Source organism: Pseudomonas sp. AM4(2022) (assembly GCF_036346515.1).
Lineage (GTDB): Bacteria > Pseudomonadota > Gammaproteobacteria > Pseudomonadales > Pseudomonadaceae > Aquipseudomonas > Aquipseudomonas paracarnis.
The window spans coordinates 72,686-97,917 of record NZ_JAOTNW010000004.1; the positions used below are offsets into that span (position 1 = coordinate 72,686).

General features: G+C 61.1%; 17 protein-coding genes and 1 other RNA gene. 15 read left to right on the forward strand and 3 right to left on the reverse strand.

Translation table 11 applies throughout. The annotated features are described in order from the left end of the window. Positions 1-99 precede the first annotated feature (99 nt). On the reverse strand, positions 100-2,499 hold the full coding sequence (xdhB, locus tag ODQ19_RS07015) for a xanthine dehydrogenase molybdopterin binding subunit (RefSeq protein WP_330209666.1): 2,400 nt from the start codon (positions 2,497-2,499) through the stop codon (positions 100-102). Then, entirely contained in the window at positions 2,492-3,940 is a 1,449-nt protein-coding gene (gene xdhA, locus ODQ19_RS07020) for a xanthine dehydrogenase small subunit (RefSeq protein ID WP_330209667.1), read from the reverse strand. The genes xdhB and xdhA overlap by 8 nt, the downstream gene beginning before the upstream one ends. Before the next feature lie 280 nt (positions 3,941-4,220). On the opposite strand from xdhA, the gene ODQ19_RS07025 reads away from it, so the two are divergent. The 9 genes from ODQ19_RS07025 (at position 4,221) to ODQ19_RS07065 (ending at position 17,380) form a co-directional block, all read left to right on the forward strand. Continuing rightward, positions 4,221-4,880, forward strand: coding sequence for a GntR family transcriptional regulator (locus ODQ19_RS07025; protein WP_116667058.1), 660 nt, complete (start codon positions 4,221-4,223; stop codon positions 4,878-4,880). A 2-nt stretch (positions 4,881-4,882) separates the two neighbouring features. Beyond that, positions 4,883-8,371, forward strand: a complete 3,489-nt coding sequence (gene smc / locus ODQ19_RS07030; protein WP_330209668.1) for a chromosome segregation protein SMC — start codon at positions 4,883-4,885, stop codon at positions 8,369-8,371. A gap of 259 nt (positions 8,372-8,630) precedes the next feature. Then, a complete protein-coding gene (gene zipA / locus ODQ19_RS07035) occupies positions 8,631-9,494 on the forward strand; it encodes a cell division protein ZipA (RefSeq protein WP_320746909.1) in 864 nt (287 codons plus the stop codon). Positions 9,495-9,581: 87 nt separating this feature from the next. Then, the gene (gene ligA, locus ODQ19_RS07040) at positions 9,582-11,948 is read left to right on the forward strand and encodes an NAD-dependent DNA ligase LigA (protein WP_330209669.1); all 2,367 of its coding nucleotides are present in this window, start codon (positions 9,582-9,584) and stop codon (positions 11,946-11,948) included. 161 nt (positions 11,949-12,109) lie between these two features. Beyond that, positions 12,110-13,276: a zinc-binding metallopeptidase family protein gene (locus ODQ19_RS07045; RefSeq protein WP_330209670.1), complete on the forward strand. Its 1,167-nt coding sequence runs from the start codon at positions 12,110-12,112 to the stop codon at positions 13,274-13,276. A gap of 98 nt (positions 13,277-13,374) precedes the next feature. After that, positions 13,375-13,471, forward strand: an RNA gene (gene ffs, locus ODQ19_RS07050) — signal recognition particle sRNA small type. A 150-nt stretch (positions 13,472-13,621) separates the two neighbouring features. Next, the gene (locus ODQ19_RS07055; RefSeq protein ID WP_330209671.1) at positions 13,622-15,583 is read left to right on the forward strand and encodes a hypothetical protein; all 1,962 of its coding nucleotides are present in this window, start codon (positions 13,622-13,624) and stop codon (positions 15,581-15,583) included. Positions 15,584-15,741: 158 nt separating this feature from the next. Further along, positions 15,742-16,788 carry an N-acetylmuramidase family protein gene (locus tag ODQ19_RS07060; RefSeq protein WP_116667053.1) on the forward strand — a complete coding sequence of 349 codons (1,047 nt, stop codon included), beginning with the start codon at positions 15,742-15,744 and terminating at the stop codon, positions 16,786-16,788. A gap of 1 nt (position 16,789) precedes the next feature. Next, the gene (locus tag ODQ19_RS07065) at positions 16,790-17,380 is read left to right on the forward strand and encodes a hypothetical protein (protein ID WP_116667052.1); all 591 of its coding nucleotides are present in this window, start codon (positions 16,790-16,792) and stop codon (positions 17,378-17,380) included. A gap of 121 nt (positions 17,381-17,501) precedes the next feature. Here the strand turns inward: ODQ19_RS07065 and ODQ19_RS07070 are convergent, their stop codons facing one another. Further along, the gene (locus ODQ19_RS07070; protein ID WP_116667051.1) at positions 17,502-18,365 is read right to left on the reverse strand and encodes a LysR family transcriptional regulator; all 864 of its coding nucleotides are present in this window, start codon (positions 18,363-18,365) and stop codon (positions 17,502-17,504) included. Positions 18,366-18,463: 98 nt separating this feature from the next. Between ODQ19_RS07070 and ODQ19_RS07075 the strand changes: the two genes are divergently transcribed. The 6 genes from ODQ19_RS07075 (at position 18,464) to ODQ19_RS07100 (ending at position 25,139) form a co-directional block, all read left to right on the forward strand. Next, positions 18,464-19,405: a DMT family transporter gene (locus tag ODQ19_RS07075; protein WP_330209672.1), complete on the forward strand. Its 942-nt coding sequence runs from the start codon at positions 18,464-18,466 to the stop codon at positions 19,403-19,405. 77 nt (positions 19,406-19,482) lie between these two features. Next, positions 19,483-21,558 carry a DNA polymerase III subunit gamma/tau gene (gene dnaX, locus ODQ19_RS07080; RefSeq protein WP_330209673.1) on the forward strand — a complete coding sequence of 692 codons (2,076 nt, stop codon included), beginning with the start codon at positions 19,483-19,485 and terminating at the stop codon, positions 21,556-21,558. A 43-nt stretch (positions 21,559-21,601) separates the two neighbouring features. Then, positions 21,602-21,940, forward strand: coding sequence for a YbaB/EbfC family nucleoid-associated protein (locus ODQ19_RS07085; RefSeq protein ID WP_003193199.1), 339 nt, complete (start codon positions 21,602-21,604; stop codon positions 21,938-21,940). 140 nt (positions 21,941-22,080) lie between these two features. Further along, positions 22,081-23,115, forward strand: coding sequence for an NADP-dependent oxidoreductase (locus ODQ19_RS07090; protein ID WP_330209674.1), 1,035 nt, complete (start codon positions 22,081-22,083; stop codon positions 23,113-23,115). Between the two features lie 66 nt (positions 23,116-23,181). Then, positions 23,182-23,784 carry a recombination mediator RecR gene (recR, locus tag ODQ19_RS07095; RefSeq protein ID WP_032895829.1) on the forward strand — a complete coding sequence of 201 codons (603 nt, stop codon included), beginning with the start codon at positions 23,182-23,184 and terminating at the stop codon, positions 23,782-23,784. 206 nt (positions 23,785-23,990) lie between these two features. Next, positions 23,991-25,139 (forward strand): acyl-CoA dehydrogenase family protein, encoded by a 1,149-nt coding sequence (locus ODQ19_RS07100; protein ID WP_078803600.1) that lies wholly within the window; start codon positions 23,991-23,993, stop codon positions 25,137-25,139. The last annotated feature ends 93 nt before the right edge of the window (positions 25,140-25,232 follow it).

Below are 25,232 nucleotides of genomic sequence, written 5' to 3' on the forward strand. Positions count from 1 at the left end.
CTGCTGTTAGTTCGGCCGCCTTCGCGAGCAAGCCCGCTCCCACATTGGAATGCATTTCAAATGTGGGAGCGGGCTTGCTCGCGAAGGCCGCGCCTCGGTCTAGAGCGAAGCCATCTCAGTGTCAGCCTCGACAGCTTTCGCCACCTGCAACTGCCGCATCTGCTCACACCCCCACAACACCCGCTCGGGCGTGGCCGGCGCATCGATCTTGGGCTGCTGGCGATAGTCAGCCAAACTCGCCACTGCATCCTTGATCGCACACCACGACGCAATCCCCAGCATGAACGGCGGCTCGCCCACGGCCTTGGAATGGAACACCGTGTCTTCCGGGTTCTTGCGGTTCTCTACCAGCTTCACCCGCAGGTCCAGCGGCATGTCGGCCACCGCCGGGATCTTGTAGCTGGCCGGGCCGTTGGTCATCAGCTTGCCCTTGTTGTTCCACACCAGCTCTTCCATGGTCAGCCAGCCCATGCCCTGGATGAAGCCGCCTTCCACCTGGCCGATGTCGATGGCCGGGTTCAGCGAGGCGCCCACGTCATGCAGGATGTCGGTGCGCAGCATTTTGTATTCGCCGGTCAGGGTGTCGACGATCACTTCGCAGCAGGCCGCGCCGAACGCGTAGTAGTAGAACGGCCGCCCGCGTGACTGGCTGCGGTCGTAGAAGATTTTCGGGGTTTTGTAGAAACCTGTGCTGGAGAGCGATACCTGGGCGAAATACGCCTGCTGGATCAACGCCTCGAAGCTCAGGATCTGCTCGCGCACGCGCACATGGCTGTTGCGAAATTCCACGTCCGCTTCGCTCACGTCGTATTTGCGCGCCGCAAATTCCACCAGGCGCTGCTTGATGGTTTCGGCCGCGTTCTGGGCGGCCTTGCCATTCAGGTCGGCGCCGCTGGAAGCGGCAGTGGGCGAGGTGTTGGGCACCTTGTCGGTGTTGGTGGCGGTAATCTGTACGCGGTCGATTTCTACCTGGAACACTTCGGCCACGACTTGCGCGACCTTGGTATTCAAGCCCTGGCCCATCTCGGTGCCGCCGTGGTTCAGGTGGATGCTGCCGTCGGTGTAGATATGGATCAGTGCGCCGGCCTGGTTGAGGAAGCTGGCGGTGAACGAAATACCGAATTTCACCGGGGTCAACGCCAAGCCCTTTTTGAGGATCGGGCTGTGGGCGTTGTACAGGCGGATCGCTTCGCGGCGCTCTGCGTACTGGCTGCTGGCCTCAAGCTCGGCGGTCATTTCTTCGAGCATGTTGTGCTCGACGGTCTGGTAGTAGTGGGTAACGTTGCGCTCGGTCTTGCCGTAGTAGTTGGCCTTGCGCACGGCCAGCGGGTCTTGGCCTAAATGGCGCGCGATGGCGTCCATCACCTCTTCGATGGCGACCATGCCCTGCGGGCCGCCGAAGCCGCGATAGGCAGTGTTGGAGGCGGTGTTGGTCTTGCAGCGATGGCCGTTGACCGTGGCGTCGCCCAAGTAATACGAGTTGTCGGCGTGGAACATGGCGCGGTCGACAATCGAGTTGGACAGGTCCGGCGAACAACCGCAGTTACCCGCCAGTTCCAGGTTGATGCCGTGCAGTCGGCCGTTGTCGTCAAACCCCACGTCGTATTCGATATAGAAGGGGTGGCGCTTGCCGGTCATCAGCATGTCTTCGACCCGTGGCAGGCGCATCTTGGTCGGCTGGCCGGTGAGGCGCGCCACCACGGCGCACAGGCACGCCGGGCTGGCGGCCTGGGTTTCCTTGCCGCCAAAACCACCACCCATGCGGCGCATGTCGACCACGATCTTGTTCATCGACACGTCCAGCACTTCGGCCACCAGCTTCTGCACTTCGGTGGGGTTTTGCGTGGAGCAGTAGACGATCATGCCGCCGTCTTCGGTGGGCATCACCGAAGAGATCTGGGTTTCCAGATAAAAGTGCTCCTGGCCGCCGATATGCAAGGTGCCCTGGATACGGTGCTTGGCGCTTGCCAGCGCAGTGGCCGAGTCGCCGCGTTGGTGGGTGTGGCTGTCGAGCACAAAGTGCTTGTTGCGAAACGCCTCGACCACATCCAGCACTGGCTCCAGGTCTTCATATTCGATCACCGCCGCCATTGCCGCCTTGCGTGCGGTCTCCAGGTCACGGGCGGCCACGGCCAGCACCACCTGGCCGACGAACTGCACGGTGTCGATGGCCAGCAGTGGGTCGCCGGGCATCAACGGGCCGATGTCTTTCAGGCCCGGTACGTCTTCATGGGTGATTGCAATGCGCACGCCGTCGAAGGCGTAGCAGGGCGCGGTGTCGATGCTGATGATCCGGGCATGGGCGCGGTCGGACATGCGCGCATACAGGTGCAACTGGTTGGGAAATTCCAGGCGGTCGTCGATGTACTGCGCTTCACCGCTGACGTGCTTGGCGGCGCTGTCATGCTTGACGCTGCGCCCGACCCCGGTGGTGAGGTCCTGGGCAAACAGTGCGGCAAGTTCGGCCTGGGTTTTTACCACGGCGTGATGGTTAGACATAAGCGGTCACCCGAGTCTCGATGTGCGGCGTTTGCAGTTCGATGAAGTATTTGCGCAACAGGTTCTGCGCGCTGAGCAGGCGGTATTCCTTGCTGGCGCGGAAGTCCGACAGTGGGGTGAAGTCACCGGCCAGGGCGGTGCAGGCTTTTTCTACTGTGGCCGCATTCCACGTGGCGCCTACCAACGCAGCTTCGCAGCGGGTTGCGCGTTTTGGCGTGGCGGCCATGCCGCCGAACGCAACGCGCGCTTCGCTGACCACGCCGTTGTCGATCTTCAGGTTGAACGCTGCGCACACGGCGGAAATATCGTCGTCCAGGCGCTTGGACACCTTGTAGGCCCGGAACAGCGTGTGGCCCTTGGGCACGATGATGGTCTCGATGAACTCGCTGTCCTGGCGCGCGGTGACGCGGTAATCGATGAAGTAGTCTTCCAGCGCCAGGGTGCGGCGGGTGTTGCCCTTGCACAGTACGATCTGTGCGCCCAACGCAATCAGCAGCGGCGGCGAATCACCAATGGGCGAAGCGTTGCCGATATTGCCGCCCAGGGTGCCTTGGTTGCGAATTTGCAGGGAGGCGAAGCGGTGCAGCAGTTCGCCGAAGTCCGGGTATTCGTGGTGCAGCGCGGCGTAGCAGTCGGAGAGGGCGGTGGCCGCGCCGATTTCCAGGCGGTCGTCGAACTGCTCGATGCGCTTCATGGCTTCAATGTTGCCGACGTAGATCATCACCGGCAGGGTGCGGTGGAACTGGGTGACTTCCAGCGCCAGGTCGGTGCCGCCGGCCAGCAGACGGGCTTGCGGATAGGCGTCATAGAGGTCGGCCAGGTCGGCGACGGTCAGTGGCACCAGGCAGCGCTTGTCGCCGCTGTTGAGTTCACCGGTTTGCGTCGGCGCGATAGCCTTGAGGCGGGCGATGGTTTCAGCCTGGCGGCTGTCGAATTGATCCTGGGGCTTGTTGCAGCAGGCCTGTTCGGCGGCGGCGAGGATCGGGCGATAACCGGTGCAACGACACAGGTTGCCGGCCAGCGCTTCATGGGCTTTCTGGCTGTCGGGGGCATCGCTGTTCTTTTGCAGGGCAAACAGCGACATCACGAAACCTGGGGTACAAAAGCCGCACTGCGAACCGTGGCACTCGACCATGGCCTGTTGCACGCTGTGCAGTTGGCCCTGGTGCTTGAGGTCTTCGACGCTGATCAGTTGTTTGCCGTGCAGTGACGACACGAACGTCAGGCAGGAATTGAGGCTGCGATAACGAATCTGCTCTGCGCCTTGCTCGTCGGTGTGCAGCTCGCCGACCACCACGGTGCACGCGCCACAGTCGCCGCTGGCGCAGCCTTCCTTGGTACCGGGTTTGCCCACATGCTCGCGCAGATAGTTGAGCACGGTCAGGTTGGGGTCCAGGGCGTGCTCGCTACGGAGTTCCTGGTTAAGTAAAAACTGGATCACGGAAGGCCTCGCAGACTCATTATTGTTGTTAACCGCTTTGCGCCGAATCTAGTCATGTCTGACTTTTCGGTCAATTGTTTTCTGACCTAAGGGTCAAGAAAATACGGTCGCAACACTTTCAATTATGGTCCAGTCTTCTGGAACCGGCGTTTTTGGCGGCTTACAGGCTTTCAACGTTGCTTATTTCATGCCAAATTCGCCACGGTGGGCGTAGCGCCATCAGCGGGCCAATGCGCTACACTGCCGCGCTTGTACCGATAGCAGATTTTGAAGGGAAAACATGACGTTCAAGGCGCCGGACAGTCTCGCCGAGCAAATTGCTCACCACCTCGCCGAACGTATCATTCGCGGCGATCTCAAGCCTGGGGAGCGGATCCAGGAACAGAAGGTCACGCTGGCGCTCAACGTCAGCCGTGGTTCCGTGCGCGAAGCTTTGCTGATCCTTGAGCGCCGCCATCTGATTGCGATCCTGCCGCGCCGTGGCGCCCACGTCACCGAACTCACCGCGCACAAGGTGCAGAGCCTGTGTACGTTGATGGGCGAGATGTACATCCTGCTCGGCAATGCGGTTGCCGAAGGCTGGCAGACCCAGGCCGACATGGCGCCGTTCCTGCAAATTCAACAACGCCTGCAGCTGAGCCTGGAGCGCGAGGACATCCGCGCTTTCGTCGAAGAAAGCTTCAGCGTGATGCGTGCCGCGTACCCCTTCGCCAACAACCCTTATTTGCAGGAAACCGTCGAAAACCTGCAGCCGGCGATGAACCGCGCTTATTACCTGGCGCTGGATCAGCGCAAGGCGTCCATGAGCGAGTTCCTGGCGCTGTTCGAGCAATTGCTCGCTGCGGTGCTTGCCCGTGACCTGGTGCAGATTCGCCTGGTGCTCACCGCCTATTGCCAGCGCAGCAGTTCGCTGGTCATCGCAGCCTTGGCGGGCGCCTAAGCGTGCGGCTCAAGTGCATCAAGTTGGCGGGGTTCAAATCCTTCGTCGACCCCACCACCGTCAACTTTCCCAGCAACATGGCGGCGGTGGTGGGCCCCAATGGCTGCGGCAAGTCGAACATCATCGACGCCGTGCGCTGGGTGATGGGCGAGAGCTCGGCGAAGAACCTGCGTGGCGAGTCGATGACCGACGTCATCTTCAACGGCTCCACCAGCCGCAAGCCGGTGAGCCAGGCCAGTATCGAGCTGGTGTTCGATAATTCCGACGGCACCCTGATCGGCGAATACGCAGCCTACGCGGAAATTTCCATCCGTCGTAAAGTCACCCGCGACAGCCAGAACAGCTACTTCCTCAACGGCACCAAGTGTCGCCGTCGCGATATCACCGATATCTTCCTCGGCACAGGCCTGGGCCCGCGCAGCTATTCGATCATCGAACAGGGCATGATCTCCAAGCTGATCGAAGCCAAGCCCGAAGACCTGCGTAACTTTATCGAAGAAGCGGCCGGCATCTCCAAATACAAGGAGCGCCGCCGCGAGACTGAAAACCGTATCCGCCGTACCCACGAAAACCTCGCCCGGCTGACCGACCTGCGCGAAGAGCTGGAGCGCCAGCTCGAACGCCTGCACCGCCAGGCCCAGGCCGCCGAGAAGTATCAGGAATACAAGGGCGAGGAGCGCCAGCTCAAGGCGCAACTGTCGGCCCTGCGCTGGCAGGCATTGAATGACCAGGTGGGCCAGCGCGAAGCGATTATTGGCACCCAGGAAGTCAGCTTTGAAGCGCTGGTGGCCGAGCAGCGTAATGCCGACGCCAGCATTGAGCGCCTGCGTGACGGTCACCATGAGTTGTCCGAGCGCTTCAATCTGGTGCAAGGCCGCTTCTATTCGGTGGGCGGTGACATTGCCCGGGTCGAGCAGAGTATCCAGCACGGCCAGCAGCGTTTGCGCCAGTTGCAGGATGACTTGAAGGAAGCCGAGCGCGCACGCCTGGAGACCGAGTCGCACCTGGGCCATGACCGTACGTTGCTACTGACTCTGGGCGAAGAGCTGGACATGCTCACCCCCGAGCAGGAAATCACCAGCGCCGCCGCCGAAGAAGCCGCCGCCGCCCTGGAAGAATCCGAAACCACCATGCACGGCTGGCAAGAGCAGTGGGACGCCTTCAACCTGCGATCCGCCGAGCCACGCCGCCAGGCCGAGGTGCAGCAGTCACGCATTCAGCAGTTGGAAACCAGCATGGAACGCCTGGCCGAGCGCCAGCGCCGGCTGCAGGAAGAGCGCGTCCTGCTCGCCGCCGACCCGGAAGACGCGGCGATCATGGCGCTGAGCGAACAACTGGCCGAAAGCGAAATGACCCTGGAAGAGCTGGAGGCCAGCGAAGAACAGCAAGTGGAGCGCCTGGAGCAACTGCGTCAGCAGTTGCACACCGCGACCCAGGCGCAGCAGCAGGCCCAAGGCGATTTGCAGCGACTCAATGGTCGGTTGGCTTCGTTGGAAGCCTTGCAGCAAGCCGCGCTCGACCCCGGTACCGGCACCGCCGAATGGCTGCGCGACCAGCATTTGGCCGAGCGCCCGCGCCTGGCCGAGGGCTTGAAAGTCGAAGCCGGCTGGGAGTTGGCGGTGGAAACCGTGTTGGGTGCCGATCTGCAAGCGGTGCTGGTAGATGATTTTGCTGGTTTCGACCTGGCCGGGTTTGCCCAGGGCGATTTGCGCCTGCTCAGCCCAGCGGCTGATGGTGCACGGGTACCGGGCAGCTTGCTGGACAAGGTCGAGGCGGCGATGGATCTGTCGCCATGGCTGGGCCAGGTCAAGCCGGTTGAGTCCCTTGAGCAAGCCTTGGCTCAACGTGGCCAGTTGGCGGCCGGCGAAAGCCTGATCAGCCGCGATGGCTATTGGGTCGGCCGCCACTTTTTGCGCGTGCGCCGCGCCAGCGAAACGGAAAGTGGCGTATTGGCCCGTGGCCAGGAAATTGTCAACCTGAGTGCCGAGCGTGAAGAACGCGAAGCCACTCTGGAAAGCCTGGAAACCGAACTGCAAACCCTGCGCGCTACCCAGCGCCAGCAGGAAACCGGCCGCGAACACCTGCGTCGGCTGTTGCAGGACGAAGCGCGCCAGCAAGGCGAGTTGAAGGCCCAGTTGTCTGCGAGCAGGGCCAAGGTCGAGCAATTGACCCTGCGCCGCACCCGTCTTGACGAAGAAGTGGCCGAAATGGGCGAACAGCGCGCCCTGGAACATGAACAGATCGGTGAAGCGCGCCTGCACTTGCAGGAGGCCCTCGACAGCATGGCCCTGGACACCGAACAGCGCGAGTTGCTGCTGGCCCAGCGCGACAGCCTGCGCGAGCGCCTCGACCGCGTGCGCCAGGAAGCCCGCCAGCACAAGGACCATGCCCATCAGTTGGCCGTACGCCTGGGCTCGTTGCGCGCCCAGCACGATTCCACGCGCCAGGCCCTTGAGCGCCTGGAGATGCAGTCCGAACGCCTGACCGAAAAGCGCGAGCAACTGAGCCTCAACCTGGAGGAGGGCGAGGCGCCACTGGAAGAGCTGCGCCTCAAGCTCGAAGAGTTGCTCGACAAGCGCATGACCGTCGACGTCGAACTCAAGACCGCACAGATCGCCCTGGAAGACGCCGACCGCGAACTGCGCGACGCCGAAAAGCGTCGCACCATGGCCGAGCAGCAATCCCAGTTGATCCGCGGCCAGCTCGAACAACAGCGCATGGAATGGCAAGCCCTCACCGTGCGCCGCAAGACCTTGCAAGACCAATTGCTGGAAGACGGCTATGACCTGCACGGCGTGCTCAACACCCTGACCGCCCAAGCCAACGAGAAAGACGCCGAAGAAGAACTTGAACGGATTGCCGCACGTATTCAACGCCTGGGCGCGATCAACCTCGCCGCTATCGATGAGTACCAGCAGCAGTCCGAGCGTAAACGTTATCTGGATGCCCAGGACGCCGATCTGGTTGAAGCCCTGGACACCCTGGAAAACGTGATCCGCAAGATCGACAAGGAAACCCGCAACCGCTTCAAAGATACCTTTGATCAGATTAATGGCGGTTTACAGGCGTTATTCCCAAAAGTTTTCGGTGGTGGCAGCGCCTACTTGGAACTGACGGGCGAAGATCTACTCGATACAGGGGTAACGATCATGGCGCGGCCTCCGGGCAAGAAGAACAGCACCATCCATTTGTTGTCCGGCGGCGAGAAAGCCCTGACCGCATTGGCCCTGGTATTTGCCATCTTCAAGTTGAACCCGGCGCCGTTCTGCATGCTCGACGAAGTTGACGCGCCGCTGGATGACGCTAACGTTGGACGCTACGCTCGGTTGGTTAAAGAGATGTCCCAGACCGTGCAGTTCATCTATATCACCCACAACAAGATCGCCATGGAAATGGCCGACCAGTTGATGGGGGTGACGATGCATGAGCCCGGCTGTTCGCGGTTGGTCGCGGTGGATGTGGAAGAGGCGATGGCGATGGTGGAATCCTGAGCCACGCCGGGAGAGAGAATTTACAGCGCGCTGTAGGGCGATTTACCGGTCTGGGGAAAGTGGCAAATGGACATATTTGTTCAAGGCATTTTGACAGACGGTGTAAAGTTATCTTTGGTCGTGCTAGTTTAATGTCAATTTTTCGTGTGCGTGGGCAAAACGTCAGTCAGAACATAGAGTTGGCGCCACGTTTTAAAGCGGTTTGCACGGTGCTAAACCCCTTATTTTTCAGCATTTTTTATTAGAGGCACGGGATTACATGGAAATCGGTCTGCGCGAGTGGCTGATCGTCATCGGCATCATTGTCATTGCCGGTATTCTTTTTGATGGCTGGCGCCGCATGCGCGGTGGCAAGGGCAAGCTCAAGTTCCGGCTGGACCGAAACCTGTCCAACTTGCCTGACGACGACGGCGCCGCCGAGCTGCTCGGGCCGCCCCGTGTGCTGGATACCCATAAAGAGCCGCAACTGGACGAGCACGACCTGCCGTCGATGAGCGCTCCGCTGCGTGAAGCCCGCGAACCGTCGTCCAAGCGTGGCAAACGCGGTAGCGCGGCGGTTGCCGAGCCGCACCAGGGCGACCTGAACCTCGACGTCGATGATGGCCCGAGCTTCAGCAGCCGCGATGACGATTTCCCGGACGAGACGTCCACCAAGAGTGCAGCGCGCCAATCGGTGAACGATCAGCCGGCTGCCGAAGAAGTCTTGGTCATCAGCGTGATCTGCCGCGACGCCGGCGGTTTCAAAGGCCCGGCACTCTTGCAGAACATCCTCGAAAGCGGCCTGCGTTTTGGCGAGATGGATATCTTCCATCGTCACGAAAGCATGGCCGGTAACGGCGAAGTGCTGTTCTCCATGGCCAACGCGGTCAAGCCGGGCACGTTCGATCTGGACGATATCGACCTGTTCAGCACCCCGGCGGTGAGTTTCTTCCTTGGCCTGCCAGGCCCGCGTCACCCGAAACAGGCGTTCGACGTGATGGTGGCCGCCGCCCGCAAGCTGTCCCAGGAACTCAACGGCGAGCTCAAGGACGACCAACGCAGCGTGCTCACCGCCCAGACCATCGAACACTACCGTCAGCGCATCGTCGAGTTCGAGCGTCGCGCCCTGACACAGAAACGCTGAGGAACGATCTTAAGCGTTGTCTGTAGAATCCGTGCACTAACATATTGAGCAGCTTCGGCTGCTCTTTTGCTTTATGAGAGAACACCCATGACCGCCGCCCATACCCGCATTCTCGAACTGCGCGCTGAACTGGATCAGCACAACTACCGCTACCACGTCCTCGACGAGCCGAGCATCCCGGACGCCGAGTACGACCGCCTGTTCCACGAGCTCAAGGCCCTGGAGGCCGAGCACCCGGAACTGGTGACGCGTGATTCGCCGACGCAGCGGGTCGGCAGTGCGGCGTTGTCGGCGTTCACCCAGGTCAAGCACGAGATCCCGATGCTCAGCCTGGGCAACGCCTTCGATGAAACCACCATGCTGGAGTTTGATCGCCGGGTCACCGAGGGTCTTGACCTGCCGGTTGGCGATCTGTTTGGCGCTGGCGCGGCGGTGGAATACAGCTGCGAGCCGAAGCTGGATGGCCTGGCGGTCAGCCTGTTGTACCAGGATGGCGAGCTGGTGCGCGGTGCCACCCGGGGCGACGGCACCACGGGCGAGGACATCAGTGTCAACGTGCGCACCGTGCGCAATATCCCCCTGAAACTGCACGGCACGGGCTGGCCGGCCACCCTGGAAGTGCGCGGTGAAGTGTTCATGTCCAAGGCCGGTTTCGAGCGATTGAACGCCTCGCAACTGGAAGTGGGCGGCAAGACTTTCGCCAACCCGCGCAACGCCGCGGCGGGCAGCCTGCGCCAACTGGATTCGAAGATCACCGCCAGTCGCCCGCTGGAGTTCTGCTGCTATGGCATCGGCCAAGTGACCGCGGATATCAGCGACACCCATATCGGCAACCTCAAGCAGCTGCAGAAGTGGGGCATGCCGATCAGCCACGAATTGAAGCTGGCCAAAGGTATCCAGGAATGCCTGGACTACTACCGCGACATCGGTGAGCGCCGCAATGCGCTGGGCTATGAAATCGACGGCGTGGTGTTCAAGGTCAACAGCATTGCCTACCAGCGTGAACTGGGCTTCCGTGCCCGCGAGCCGCGCTGGGCGATCGCGCACAAATTCCCGGCCATGGAAGAACTCACCGAACTGCTCGACGTGGAGTTCCAAGTCGGCCGTACCGGTGCGGTCACGCCGGTGGCGCGCCTCAAGCCGGTCAAGGTGGCCGGCGTGACCGTGTCCAATGCCACCCTGCACAACATGGACGAAGTGGCACGCCTGGGGCTGATGATCGGTGACACGGTTATCATTCGCCGCGCCGGTGATGTGATTCCGCAGGTGGTCTCGGTGGTCACCGAACGCCGCCCGGAAAACGCCCGCGCTGTGCAGATCCCGCAAAATTGCCCGGTGTGCGGTTCCCATGTGGAGCGCACGCAGTTGGTCAAGCGCAGCAAGGGCAAGGAAACCGTCAGCGAAGGCGCGGTGTACCGTTGCGTCGGGCGTCTGGCCTGCGGTGCGCAGCTCAAGCAGGCAATCATTCATTTCGTCTCGCGCCGGGCCATGGACATTGATGGCCTGGGTGACAAGACCATCGAGCAACTGGTGGATGAACAGCTCATCGGTTCGCCGGCCGATCTCTACAAGCTTAAGTACGAACAGATCATCGACCTGGAAGGCTTTGCCGATATCTCCAGCAAGAAGCTGATCAGCGCCATCGAAAACAGCAAGACCCCGAGCCTGGCACGCTTTATCTACGCCTTGGGCATCCCCGATGTGGGCGAGGAGACGGCCAAGGTCCTGGCGCGCTCGCTGGCGTCCCTGGAGCGTGTTCAAAAAGCGTTGCCAGAGGTGCTGACGTACTTGCCGGATGTAGGGCTGGAAGTGGCTCATGAGATCCATAGCTTCTTTGAAGACGGGCACAACCAGCAGGTGATTGGCGCGCTGTTGTCGCCGGACGAATGTGGCCTGCAATTGCAGGAGCAGGGCGAGCTCAGCGCGGAATTCGCCGCCAGCACCACCTTGGGTGGTTTGCTCGACAAGCTGCATGTGCCATCGGTGGGCCCGGGCGCGGCGCAGAAGCTTGCGGACAAGTTCGGTTCGTTGGAAGGCGTAATCAAAGCTGACTGGCTCGATATGCGCCAAGCGCTGCCCGAGAAGCAAGCCAAGGCTGTACGGGAGTTTTTCGACAATGCTGACAACGCCAACCACGCCCTGGCCATTGAGCAACAGCTCAAGGACTTCGGCATGCACTGGCAGAGCGAGAAAAAGGTCGTTGAAGGCTTGCCCGAAGCCGGGCACACCTGGGTACTCACCGGCTCCCTGGAGCTGATGAGCCGCGATGTGGCCAAGGACAAGCTCGAAAGCCTGGGGGCCAAGGTGGCCGGTTCCGTTTCGGCGAAAACCCACTGCGTGGTGGCGGGACCGGGCGCCGGTTCGAAATTGGCCAAGGCCAATGAGCTGGGCCTGAAAGTACTGGACGAAGAGGCCTTCGTCGCTTTCCTGGCCAAGCACAACATCACCGTCTGATTGATCGTCCCCACGCTCCGCGTGGGAACGCATCCTGTGACGCTCCGCGTCGCGGCCTTCGCGCAGACGCAGAGCGTCCAAGGCGGCATTCCCACGCGGAGCGTGGGAACGATCTCTTCCGAGAAATGATCTAGTCTCTGTCACCCCAGGGAGAGATCGCCATGTTCCGCTACTTCGAGCAACTCAGCACGCGCATCGCCGCTCCGTTCATGGCCCAAACCTCGCGCAACAGCAAGGTGTGGCAATGCCGGTGCGGCCAGTCGCTGTTCTTTCGCAACAGCCAATGCCTGGCCTGCCAGGCGGCGTTGGGTTACCAGCCGCAGCAAAGCCGCCTGTCGTCCTTGCAACCTGGACCGGTGGTCGGTACGTGGCTGGCCGACGGCAATCTCGATGCCGGCGCTTTCCGGCGCTGTGCCAACCTCGATTCACCCGCCGCCTGCAACTGGCTGATTCCTGCTCACAGCACAGCGTCGTTATGCGTGGCCTGTAGCCTGAACCGCACCATTCCTGACCTTTCCGTTGCGCAAAACCCCGAACGCTGGCGCAAGGTCGAAACCGCCAAACGCCGCTTGGTCGCGCAACTGATCAGCCTGGGCTTGCAGGTGGTGCCCAAGAGCGTAGACGAAGAGGCTGGCTTGGCCTTTGACTTCATCGGTATCGACCTGGAAGGCAACGCGCCCACCACTGGCCACGCCAATGGGCTGATCACCCTGGACATCAAGGAAGCCGACGACGCCCACCGCGAAAAAATCCGCGTACAGATGCGCGAGCCGTACCGCACTTTGCTTGGCCATATTCGTCATGAAGTCGGCCATTACTACTGGGACCGCCTGATCGCCAACAGCCACTGGCTTACACCTTTTCGCAACCTGTTCGGCGACGAACGCGCCAGTTATGCCGAAGCCCTCGACCGGCACTACCAGAGCGGCCCGCGCCCGGACTGGCAACTCACCTGCGTGAGCGCCTACGCCACCATGCACCCATGGGAAGACTGGGCCGAAACCTGGGCTCACTACCTGCACATGATGGACGCCGTGGACACAGCACTGGGCTTTGGCATGAGCGCCCGCGAGATGGACCTGGATTACCAGCCATTCCCCCTGACCACGCTCTACGACCCCCAACACCCTGGCGGCCCGGCATTCCTTTCCTTCGTCAATGCCTGGATCGAACTGGCCGGCATGCTCAACGAACTGTCCCGCGCCATGGGCCAGCCGGATTTCTACCCCTTTGTGCTGCCGCCCGCGGTGATTGCCAAGCTGCACTTTATTCACCTGGTCATCCAGGAAGAAGGCGGCAGGGCCGATGGGGTTATGGCAAGTGCTTGAGCCTTCTCATTTTTTAATCCGGAACCAACGGTTGTAACTTCCGATGAGATGGGTACAATGGCGCGGCTTGCCGAGAGGCAGCGTCGTTATGGTGACCCCATCGGTCCCCCCGCAACGATTACCCGTGAACCTGGTCAGAGCCGGAAGGCAGCAGCCACAGCGGGAACATTGTGTGCCGGGGTGTGGCTGGTGGGGTTGCCTCCATAACGCTCCCTTCTGCAGTCCCTTCTAAAACTCAAGTTATTTTCAGCCAGTCATCTGTGATGCTTCTTGCACAGTGCATGACGGTCATTTCGCGTCTAGTGGCATACTCCCAAGCGTCTCTTCCCCTGGCTACGAGGCTCTATGCACTCGGAACATTTCGACTTATCCAGCCCCGTATTCTTGCCGATCACCGCGCACACCTGTGCGGGTTTGTTGGGCAGTGAGGGTTTCGATGCGCTTGTAGCCCTGAGTGAGCCCGAATTGGCGGCGGTGCTGGTGATCCAGAACCTGGCGCAGGTGCCGGAAAGCGACCTGAGCGCCAACGGTGCTGAAAAAGTGTTGGCCAAGCTGATTGACTGGGCAGTAGATGCCAGCCATTCGGCCAGTGTGTCCCTGCTCTCTGAAGCGCAGCGGCTGTTCGATCAGAGGAAGCTGTACTTCGGCCTCAATGTGGTCAAAAGCCTGAAGCTGCGCTTTCTGCTGGAGGAGGAAGTACAGGCGCGGGACTATCTGTTGCCCAGTGGCAAATGGGATGTCGAATATAAAGTCCGCCACCTCAAGGCCAATGATCCGTTCAGCCAGCAGGTGATCACGCCCAGGCATCGCGAGCGCTGGTTGAGCGCCGAGCAGGACAAGCTGCTCAGAACCTTCCGTGCCAACCTGAACGAAGACCTGCATGTGCAAGGCTACGCAGGCATTGGCAAGAGTCACCTGCTGGTGGCTTTGCTGGAGCACCTGCGCCCGGAAAAGACCTTGCTGCTGGCACGTACCCCGGCAAAACTCGAAACCCTGCGTGCGCGCATGGTGGGTGTGCGGGAGCGTAAGGCCGGGCATACCTTCCAGGGCTTTGCCCATGCCCTGTTGCATGGCCCCAGGTTACAGCCGCTGAATACGCCGGCGAGGGTGCCGACCAAGCAGGCGCTCGCCCAAGAACTGAATATCTTTGGTTTTCGCCGCCTGGAAGGGCAAGCGGTGGTGGAGGTGTGCCTCAAGGTGCTTGAGGCTTACTGCCGCTCCTGGGAGTACAGCCTGTCGGCCCAGCATTTGCCGCATTTCAAGCAACCGCTCGCCGGCGTCGATGCCAGGGTGCTGCTCGAATATGCTAGCCGGTTGTGGGGCTATCTTGAGGCGAACCCGGCCTGGGGCCACCATACCGGGTTTGAAGCCTTGTTGATGATCAAGCGCGCCAGCCTTGCAGGCTGCGTCGTCCCCGAGCGCTATACCCACGTGCTCATCGATGAGAGCCAGGACATCCCGGCGCCGCTGCTGCAAATCATCGAGCGCGGCCGCCAGGTGCTGATCACTTTGGGGGATGAGTATCAGCAGGCCAGTGGCGGCGTGGTCAAACGCGCCCGTGAGGTTCGCCATACCGACGTGTGCTACTCCGTGCGTTCCGGGCGCAATGTCGAGCGCCTGGTCAACCCGTTGATCAGCTTGCACTCGGAAAAAAGCAAATCGCTTTTCGAGGGCGCACGCGATGCCGATGTCGGCATTGAGTTTTATCCGCAGGGTTTCGTACCCCCGCAAGGTTGCGTGGTGTTGACCGCTTCCCATTGGGACACCATGCAGTGGGCGATCCAACTGAGCCACGCCCGTTGTGCGTTCGGCCTGGCGAGCAAAGAGGCCCAGCAGTCGCTCAAGCATTTCATGGACACGGTCATCGCGTTGTTCAAACCCGATTTCTATAGCAATGAGTTCAATGACCTCGGCCCCCATGCGTTTTTCAGTGACATGGCCGATTGGCAGCAGGTGCGCGAAGCCTGCCAGTTCGATGAGGCGTTTCTGTGGGTCGAGGCCGAACTGGAAAAAGGCTTTAACGTGGCGGATGTCACGCGTTTGAACAGGTTGATCGGCCATCCGGACGAGCGTGTCCTGTTGATGCTGGCGCAGGATGCGGGCGGCATGGAGTTCGACCGGGTACTGCTTACGCCGGAACTGTTGACCAACGTGAAGTTCCAGGACGCCTACGCGTTCGATCAAAGACTCTGTGCGGTGTATATCGCGATTTCACGGGCCAGGGTGCAGTTGTACCTGCCCTACGATGTGGTCGAGTGGCTCGACTACCACAAGTATCAAAAGACCCGTGAGTCCCACGGTTACTGACGGATTTAAGCCGGCTGTTTCACAACTTTCATAAAGCCCTCTGGACAACCCGCAGACCGCCTTGTTAGCTTGCGCCGGCCACTTGTTTCAGAGTATGACAAGGGCATGGATTTGATGTTGAAGTGCTATCACTTCTTTCACTCACAAGGATGTCTGTCATGAAAAGCCTGCAAGGGTTGCCTCGTCTTATCAGTGCTTCGGTAGGGACGCCCGGCAAAGCCCGCAACTTGCCCGCCGATGTTCAGTGCATCCAGTATCTATTCAATTTGATCATTCCCAAGATGGGGTTTGCCTTGCTGGAGAACGGCAAGTGCGACGGCCAATTGGTGCAATGCATCAGCCAGTACCAGTTTCGCCATCTCAAGTACGCCCATCCCGATGGCGTGATCGACCCCACCGGGCGGACGTTCAACAGTCTGATCGAAGAGGCGCTGAAGGTGCCGGTGCGGGCTTTTCCTAACACGCGTATTCCGACGTTTCTCAATATCTTCGGCAATAACAACGTCGATGCGGTACAGGCCACGGTCAATGTGTACCTGGACCGCGTGCGTGCGGTGATCGAGGCCGAACGGCGTAACCGGCAGTTGATGATGCAGTCCACCTGCGACGGCGGGACGACATTGAGCGATACGGATTTCCAGAACGCAGCCAAGCAATTGGGCAACGGTATTTCGGTGAATGTGGTCAAGGCGTTCGCCACGGTGGAGTCGGGCGGGAAGGTGGGGTTCGGGCCCGCCAAGTTGCCGATCATCGCCTTTGAAGGGCACCACTTTCGCAAGTACACCAAGCACATCTATGACCAGTCGCAGCCGCTGCTGTCGTATGTCTACAAGAAAAAAGCCGGCCCGCAGTGGCAGGTGAACAACAAGGATCAGGTCAAGGCCTGGGAGACCATGGCCACTGCCTTTGCGCTGGACCAGGAAGCGGCCTTGATGTCGGCCTCCTGGGGCATGTTTCAGATCATGGGGTTCAACTTTGCCGCGTGCGGATTCAAGACAGTGTTTGAGTTCGTGGCGTCATTGAAGGTCAATGCCGGTAACCAACTCAAAGCCTATCTCAGCCTTTGCAGCCACAATTCGGCGTTGTTGAGTGCCATGAAAAACAAGGATTTTACCGCCATGGCCCGAAACTATAACGGCGACGATTACGGCAACTATGACGTCCTGATGAAACAAGCCTACGAAGCCTTTGAAGGGAAGAAATAAGATGATTCGTTATCTGGCGATGGGAGTGTTGTCGTGGTGCGCCGTGGCGCCCGCGTTGGCCGGCTCGGCGGCGTTGCATTCAGGCCAATATGAAGGGCTGATGCTGGCGGTGACGCCTGGGCATCAGGTCGAGGGTTTCTACCAGGAATCGATGGGCGAGGGTGTGGCCCGTGGTTGCACGTTCTACCTGCAAGGCAAACCCGAAGCGCTCACCACCTGGCGGGACGCTGCCTACCCAGGCAGTGTGGCAGCGGCGCCCGACGGGGTGACCCTGACGGTGGAGCAGGGCCGCCAACACCCTGGCTGCATCAACGTGCTGATGCCGGAAATCGCCACCGGCCTGGAGCTGAGCCAGACCGCCAGCAAACAATGGATCGGCTTGGTGACGGTGTCTGCCGACAAGGCTTACCTGCTCAAAACGCCGGGCGCCAAAGCGGCAAAGCGGCCCTACATTGTCAAGCATGACGTGGTGGGCGTACTGGCATTCAAGGACGGCTGGGCGCAGGTGGAATTCATCAACGCTGACGACCGTTCGTTCACGGGCTGGATCAGCCAGGGCCAGTACGCACGGTTGGCTGCCCCGAAGCCCTGAATTGTAGGAGCGAGCTTGCTCGCGAAAAACGTCAACGATAATGCGTGCTTTCTGAATAAACGCGGCGCCCGTGAGTTTTTCGCGAGCAAGCTCGCTCCTACATTAGGGCGATTAAGGCAAGTCAGCCGAAGGTCTCGCGCAGTAGCCCGGCAAACGCATCTCGCGCCAGATGCCGCTGGGTGTCCGTATGCCAGAACAACAGGTTGTCCACGGGCGTCAGCGCTTCAAAGCGATAAGACGCCAACTGATTGGCCTGTTCATAGCGCGCCAGGATCCCCTCGGGTGCCAACGCCACGCCAATCCCCGCGCTGACGCATCCAATGATCGTGCCCCAGCTTGCATAGCTGGCGATTGCTGGCTTGACGTCATAGGGTTTGAGCCAGTTTTCCAGGGCGGCGCGATAAGGGCAGCCCGGTGGCCATACCAGCAATGTACGGCCGGCCAAGTCCTCGGCGCTGTTGATAGGTGCGCTGCACGCGCTGGCAATCAGCACCAGGCGTTCGCTGTAGACCACGCTCTGTTCCAGCTTCGTGCGTTTACCGCCGGCGGCCACCAGCGCCACATCCAGGCGGTGGTGCTGCAAGTCGTCCAGCAGTTGCGCCCAGGCACCGGTGACCAGTTCCAGGCTGACGTCGGGATAACGCCGGTGGTATTCCGCCAGCAGCGGCGGCAAGCGCCCGCTGGCACTGGATTCCACCGCACCGATGCGCAAGGTGCCACGGGGAATGGCGCTGGCATCCACCGCGCGTTTGGATTCATCCACCAAGGCCAGGATACGTTCGCAGTAATCCAGGAAGATCTCTCCCGCGGCGCTGATCGCCAGCCCTCGGCCGGCGCGGATAAACAACGGCGTGCCCAACTCGCTTTCCAACTGCTTGATGCGCGTGGTGATGTTGGACGGCACGCAGTGCAATTGCAGTGCAGCCTGGGCCACGCTGCCGGTTTGCGCCACGGCTCGCACCATTTTCAGTTGGGCCAGTTCCATTGCTCAGTTCCAATGATTTCAGAAGTCAGAAACGCTTAATTGTCCTATGCCTGGCGTGGGCCAAGACTGGCAGCATTCCTTTTGCGTGGATGCTGCCGATGAATACTCCGTCACCTCTGAAGCTTACGCTAGTCATCGCCAGCGTCATCCTCTGCTGGGCGTATTCGCCCATCGGCGTACACATGGGGCTGCACAGTTATAGTCCCGGCCAATTGGCGCTGCTGCGGTTTTTGATCGCGTCGGTATTCATGGGCGGCGTGGCCTGGGTGGTGGGAATTGGACGGCCACCATTGCGCGACCTGCCGTGGCTGCTGGTGCTGGGCTTTTTCGGGGTGTTCCTGCACCACACCAGTCTCAATTACGGGCAGCAATGGGTGACGGCGGCAGCGTCGAGTGTGTTAGCACAGTCGGCGCCGTTGTTCAGTGTGTTGATCGCGTTTTTCTGCTTGAAGGAGCAGGTCAGCGCCTGGCGCTGGGGTTGCGTGCTGTTGGGGTTGGCTGGCGTAGTGGTGGTGATCTGGGGCGACCAGGACATGGGCGATCTCAACCCGCGGGGTTTGCTGATCTTGTTGGCGGCCTGCTCATGGAGTGTGTACTTCGCCATCCAGCGGCATTACGCCCATCGCTACAGCCCGTTGACCATGGCCTGCTACATGGTGTGGTCCGGCACCCTGATGCTGTGCGTGAACCTGCCGGGCCTGCCCGCCGCCATCGTGCAGGCACCGATGGCGGAGAATCTTGCCGTGCTGGTGCTGGGCATTTTTCCCAGTGCCTTGGCCTATCTGGCCTGGGGTTACGTGTTGAAGCACGTCGAGGTCAGTCGTGCGTCGGTGGCGATGTACCTGATTCCCCCGGTTGCCATGCTGATGGCCGCCACGCTGCTGGGCGAACACGTCACGCTGCAGGTGATGCTGGGCGCGGGGATCGTGTTGGCCAGCGTCGCCGCTATCAGCCTGGAAGGGCGTTGGCGCTCCAAGGTGCCAGCAACACGCCCGCAGGGGCCTTCTGGGAGGCCAATCGAACAAGCTTCGTCAGATTAGACGAGCGTGCCGGATGCAATTTCCCCCTTGCTCCGCTAGCATTACCGGCTTCTGCTTCCCAGTTGCGACGGTTTTCGATGAGTTATCAGGTTCTTGCACGTAAATGGCGCCCGCGCTCGTTCCGCGAAATGGTCGGCCAGACCCATGTGCTCAAGGCTCTGATCAATGCCTTGGACAGCCAACGGCTGCACCACGCCTACCTGTTCACCGGTACGCGCGGGGTGGGCAAGACCACGATTGCGCGCATCATCGCCAAATGCCTGAATTGTGAAACCGGTATCACCTCGACGCCGTGTGGCACCTGTTCGGTGTGCCGTGAGATCGACGAAGGGCGTTTCGTCGACCTGATCGAGATCGACGCCGCGAGCCGAACCAAAGTCGAAGACACCCGCGAGCTGCTGGACAACGTGCAGTACGCGCCGAGCCGTGGCCGCTTCAAGGTCTACCTGATCGACGAAGTGCACATGCTGTCCAGCCACTCCTTCAACGCCTTGTTGAAAACCCTGGAAGAGCCGCCGCCCTACGTCAAGTTCATCCTGGCCACCACCGACCCGCAGAAACTTCCGGCAACGATTTTGTCGCGGTGCCTGCAGTTCTCCCTGAAAAACATGACCCCCGAGCGCGTGGTCGAGCATTTGACCCATGTGCTGGGCGTCGAGAACGTACCGTTCGAAGACGACGCACTGTGGTTGCTGGGCCGTGCCGCCGATGGTTCGATGCGCGATGCCATGAGCCTCACCGACCAGGCCATCGCGTTTGGTGAAGGCAAGGTCATGGCCGCCGACGTGCGCGCCATGCTCGGTACCCTGGACCACGGCCAGGTGTTCGACGTGCTGCACGCGCTGATCGAGGGGGACGCCAAGGCGTTGCTCGAAGCGGTGCGCCACCTGTCGGAGCAAGGCCCGGACTGGAACGGTGTGCTCTCCGAAATCCTCAACGTATTGCACCGCGTCGCCATCGCCCAAGCCCTGCCGGAAGGCGTGGACAACGGTCATGGCGACCGTGATCGCGTATTGGCCCTGGCCCAGGCCTTGCCTGCCGAAGACGTGCAGTTCTACTACCAGATGGGCCTGATCGGTCGCCGCGACCTGCCCCTGGCGCCCGACCCGCGGGGTGGCTTTGAAATGGTGCTGCTGCGCATGCTGGCGTTCCGGCCGGCAGATTCGGCAGACGCACCGAGACAGCCGCTAAAGCCAGTGGGGATCAGCCAGGCCACAGTTGATTCCGCCAAACCAGTGGCTGGCGCGGCCGTTGTCGCGCCAGTAGTTGCTGCGCCAGCGGTTGCTGTGCCTGAGCCGGTTGCGCTGGCACCTGAGCCCGAACCTGCGCCAGTTACCGTCGCACCTGTGGTCGAGCCCGAGCCGGTCATCGAGCCCGAGCCCGTGGTCGACTTGCCCTGGAATGACCCGGTCGAAGCGCAAGTAGAGCCCGAGCAACAGCCCGCCGTGGAGCCCGTGCTGGAAACCACCGGCGAGCAGCCCGAGCTGACGCCGATGCCTGCGCCGACTCCGGACAGCGTGGTGCCGGATGCCCCTGAGTGGGTGTCGGCGCCCGTTCCTGAACCGACGGTCGCCCAGGTCGACGCCGCCACCCCCGGCATTGACCTGGACGACGAGCCGCCGCTGGACGAAGACTACATCGAGCCGGACATGGATTCGGCCTACAGCTACCTGGACGAATTGGCCAGCGAGCACACTGCGGAACCTGCGCCCGAGCCCGAGGCAGAACCTGCCGCGGCCCCGGCTACCGGCCTGGCCCTGCAATGGCTGGAATTGTTTCCGAAATTGCCGATCTCCGGCATGACCGGCAGTATCGCCGCCAACTGCACCCTGATTTCCATCGAAGGCGACCACTGGCTGCTGCACCTGGACCCGGCCCATAGCGCCTTGTTCAACGCCACCCAGCAGCGCCGGCTCAACGATGCGCTCAACCAGTACCATGGGCGCACGCTGACCATCGCCATCGAGCTGATCAAGCCCGAGCAGGAAACCCCGGCCCAGGCAGCGACCCGTCGGCGCCTTAACCGCCAGCGCGAGGCCGAGGACTCGATCCACGCAGACCCGCTTATCCAACAAATGATGCAACAGTTCGGTGCGGTCGTCCGCCACGATACTATTGAACCTGTCGAAGCCCCGGTGCCCCAAGCGTCATGACACCGGGCTACTCATTGATCCACGTACTTTTGAGGTGATTCCCATGATGAAAGGTGGCATGGCCGGCCTGATGAAGCAGGCGCAGCAGATGCAGGAAAAAATGGCCAAGATGCAGGAAGAGCTGGCCAACGCCGAAGTCACCGGTAAAGCCGGTGGCGATATGGTCAGCGTGGTGATGACCGGTCGTCACGACATCAAGCGTGTCAGCATCGACCCAAGCGTATTGCCGGGCGTGGGTGAAGATGACCTGGAAATGCTCGAAGCGCTGTTCGCCGCAGCCGTGAACGACGCTGTGCGCAAGATCGAAGCCAACAGCCAGGACAAAATGTCCGGTGTGACCGCTGGCATGCAACTGCCACCGGGCATGAAACTGCCGTTCTGATACACGCTTTAGCTAAACTCAAATGCCAGGCATCGCGCCTGGCATTTTTTTTGGCCGGTCGAAACATCGAACCCCAAGCCTTCACCGATGGTCTGCACCCTATACCGTTGAAACCACTCACCGATAAAGGAGCCCCGCTGATGCCTCAAGATATGACGCTCAACCAACGCATCGTTCTGGTCTCACGCCCTCAAGGCGCCCCCACGCCGGAAAACTTTCGCCTGGAACGTGTAAGCCTGCCGGACCTGGCAGACGGCCAGGTGCTGCTCAAGACCCTGTACCTGTCTTTGGACCCCTACATGCGTGGACGCATGAGTGACGCGCCGTCCTATGCCGCGCCCGTGGAAATCGGTGAAGTGATGACCGGTGGGGCTGTCAGCCGTGTCGAGCAATCGCGCAACCCGAAATTCGAAGTGGGCGACCTGGTGGTCGGCGCCACTGGCTGGCAAAGCCACTGCATTTGCGAAGGCCATAACCTGATCCCGCTGCCCAAGGGCCTGCCGAGTCCGTCGATGGCCTTGGGCGTCCTGGGTATGCCGGGCATGACAGCCTATATGGGCTTGATGGATATCGGCCAGCCCAAGTCCGGGGAAACCCTGGTGGTGGCGGCTGCGTCGGGCGCGGTGGGGTCGGTGGTGGGCCAGGTGGCCAAGCTCAAGGGCTTGCGCGTGGTGGGCATTGCCGGTGGCGCGGACAAATGCCGCTATGTGGTGGATGAGTTGGGCTTTGACGCCTGTATCGACCACAAGAGCGAAGATTTTGCCCATGAGCTGGCCCTGGCCTGCTTCAAAGGCGTGGACATCTACTTTGAAAACGTCGGCGGTAAAGTCTTCGATGCTGTGCTGCCTTTGCTCAACCCCAAGGCGCGCGTGCCGCTGTGCGGGTTGATCGCCGGCTATAACGCCCATGAAGCGCCCAGCGGCCCTGACCGTTTGCCGGCCCTGCAACGCATCTTGCTGACCAAGCGGGTGCGCATCCAGGGCTTTATTGTGTTCGACGACTATGGCGACCGCCAGCCGGAGTTCCTCAGCGCCATGGCGCCTTGGGTGCGCGAGGGCAAGATCAAGTTCCGCGAGGACGTGGTCGATGGCCTGGAGCAGGCGCCCGAAGCCTTTATCGGCCTGCTCGAAGGGCGCAACTTCGGCAAGTTGGTGGTGCGCGTCGCGCAGGATTGAGTATTTGACGCTAATCCGGGGCGCGGGTATAAACCGCGTCTCGTTGTTTTGTCGGACCCTTCGCCCATGAGCTTCAGCCCCCTGATTCGCCAACTGATCGACGCCTTGCGCACTTTGCCCGGCGTCGGCCAGAAAACTGCCCAGCGCATGGCGCTGCAACTGCTGGAGCGTGACCGCAGCGGCGGTACTCGCCTGGCCCAGGCCCTGAGCCAGGCCATGGAAGGCGTGGGCCATTGCCGCCAGTGTCGCACCCTTACTGAAGAAGAACTCTGCCCGCAATGCGCCGACCCGCGTCGCGACGACACGTTGCTGTGCGTGGTGGAAGGGCCGATGGATGTGTACGCCGTGGAGCAGACCGGTTACCGCGGGCGTTACTTTGTGCTCAAGGGCCACCTGTCGCCGCTCGATGGCCTGGGGCCGGAAGCCATCGGTATTCCACAACTGGTGGCGCGGATACAAGAGCAGGGCACCTTTACTGAAGTGATCCTGGCGACCAACCCGACGGTGGAAGGTGAAGCCACGGCGCATTACATCGCCCAGTTGCTGACCAATAAAGGTTTGATTACTTCACGGATCGCCCATGGCGTACCGTTGGGTGGCGAGCTGGAATTGGTGGACGGCGGCACCTTGGCGCACTCGTTCGCAGGACGTAAACCCATCGCGCTCTAAAACCCACTGCAATTTGGGCTTCCTAATCCTGTAGGAGCGAGCTTGCTCGCGAAAAACTAATAGGCGCCGCGTTCACGCAGGAAGCACGCGTTATCGTTGACGTTTTTCGCGAGCAAGCTCGCTCCTACAGGGTTAGCGCAGATGCATGACTTGATAACCAAGCAAGCGCTTGGTAAGTTCGCTCCATCCCGCCATGGAGCTTGCCGATGTCTGCCTTTCAGGAATACTTCGATCCCAGCCACCAATTGGTCCGCGACAGCGTGCGCCGCTTCGTCGAGCGCGAGATGTTGCCTGGCATCGAGCAGTGGGAGGAGGCGCAAAGCTTTCCCCGCGAGCTCTACCTCAAGGCCGGTGCGGCGGGCATTCTGGGGATCGGTTATCCCGAAACGCTGGGTGGCAGCCACGAAGGCGATCTGTTTGCCAAGGTCGCCGCCAGCGAAGAGCTGATGCGCTGCGGCTCTGGTGGCGTGGTGGCAGGGCTCGGCTCCCTGGATATCGGCCTGCCGCCCATCGTCAAATGGGCCCGGCCTGACGTGCGTGAGCGCATAGCGCCTCGGGTGCTGGCCGGCGAAAAGATCATCGCCCTGGCGGTCACCGAACCCAGCGGCGGCTCAGATGTAGCCAACCTTCAAACCCGCGCCGTACGTGAAGGCGAGCATTACCGCGTAAGCGGCGCCAAGACCTTTATCACCAGCGGCATTCGCGCTGATTTCTACACCGTGGCCGTGCGCACGGGCGGGCCGGGCTTTGGCGGCATCAGCCTGCTGCTGATCGAAAAAGACACCCCGGGTTTCACCGTTGGCCAGCCGCTGAAGAAGATGGGCTGGTGGGCATCGGACACCGCCGAGTTGTTCTTCGACGATTGCCGCGTGCCGGTGGGCAATCTTATCGGCGTCGAGAACATGGGCTTTGCCTGCATCATGGGCAACTTCCAGAGCGAGCGCCTGGCCTTGGCGCTGATGGCCAACATGACTGCACAGCTGGCCCTGGAGGAAAGCCTTCAATGGGCCGCCCAGCGTGAAGCATTCGGCAAACCTATCGGCAAATTCCAGGTGCTCAAGCATCGCCTGGCGGAAATGGCTACCGCCGTGGAGGTTTCCCGCGAGTTCACCTATCGCCAGGCCGCGAAAATGGCCGCTGGCAAGAGCGTGATCAAAGAGATTTCCATGGCCAAGAACCTGGCCACCGATACCGCTGATCGAGTGACGTATGACGCGGTGCAGATACTGGGGGGGCAGGGGTATATGCGTGGCAGCCTGGTGGAGCGGCTTTATCGCGATAACCGGATTTTGTCGATTGGTGGCGGGACGCGTGAAGTGATGAATGAAATCATCAGTAAGCAGATGGGGTTGTAAACCGGGGTGTTCTTTCGGGCCTCATCGCGGGCAAGCCCGGCTCCCACAGGGGAATGCATTCCAAGGTGGGAGCCGGGCTTGCTCGCGAAGGCG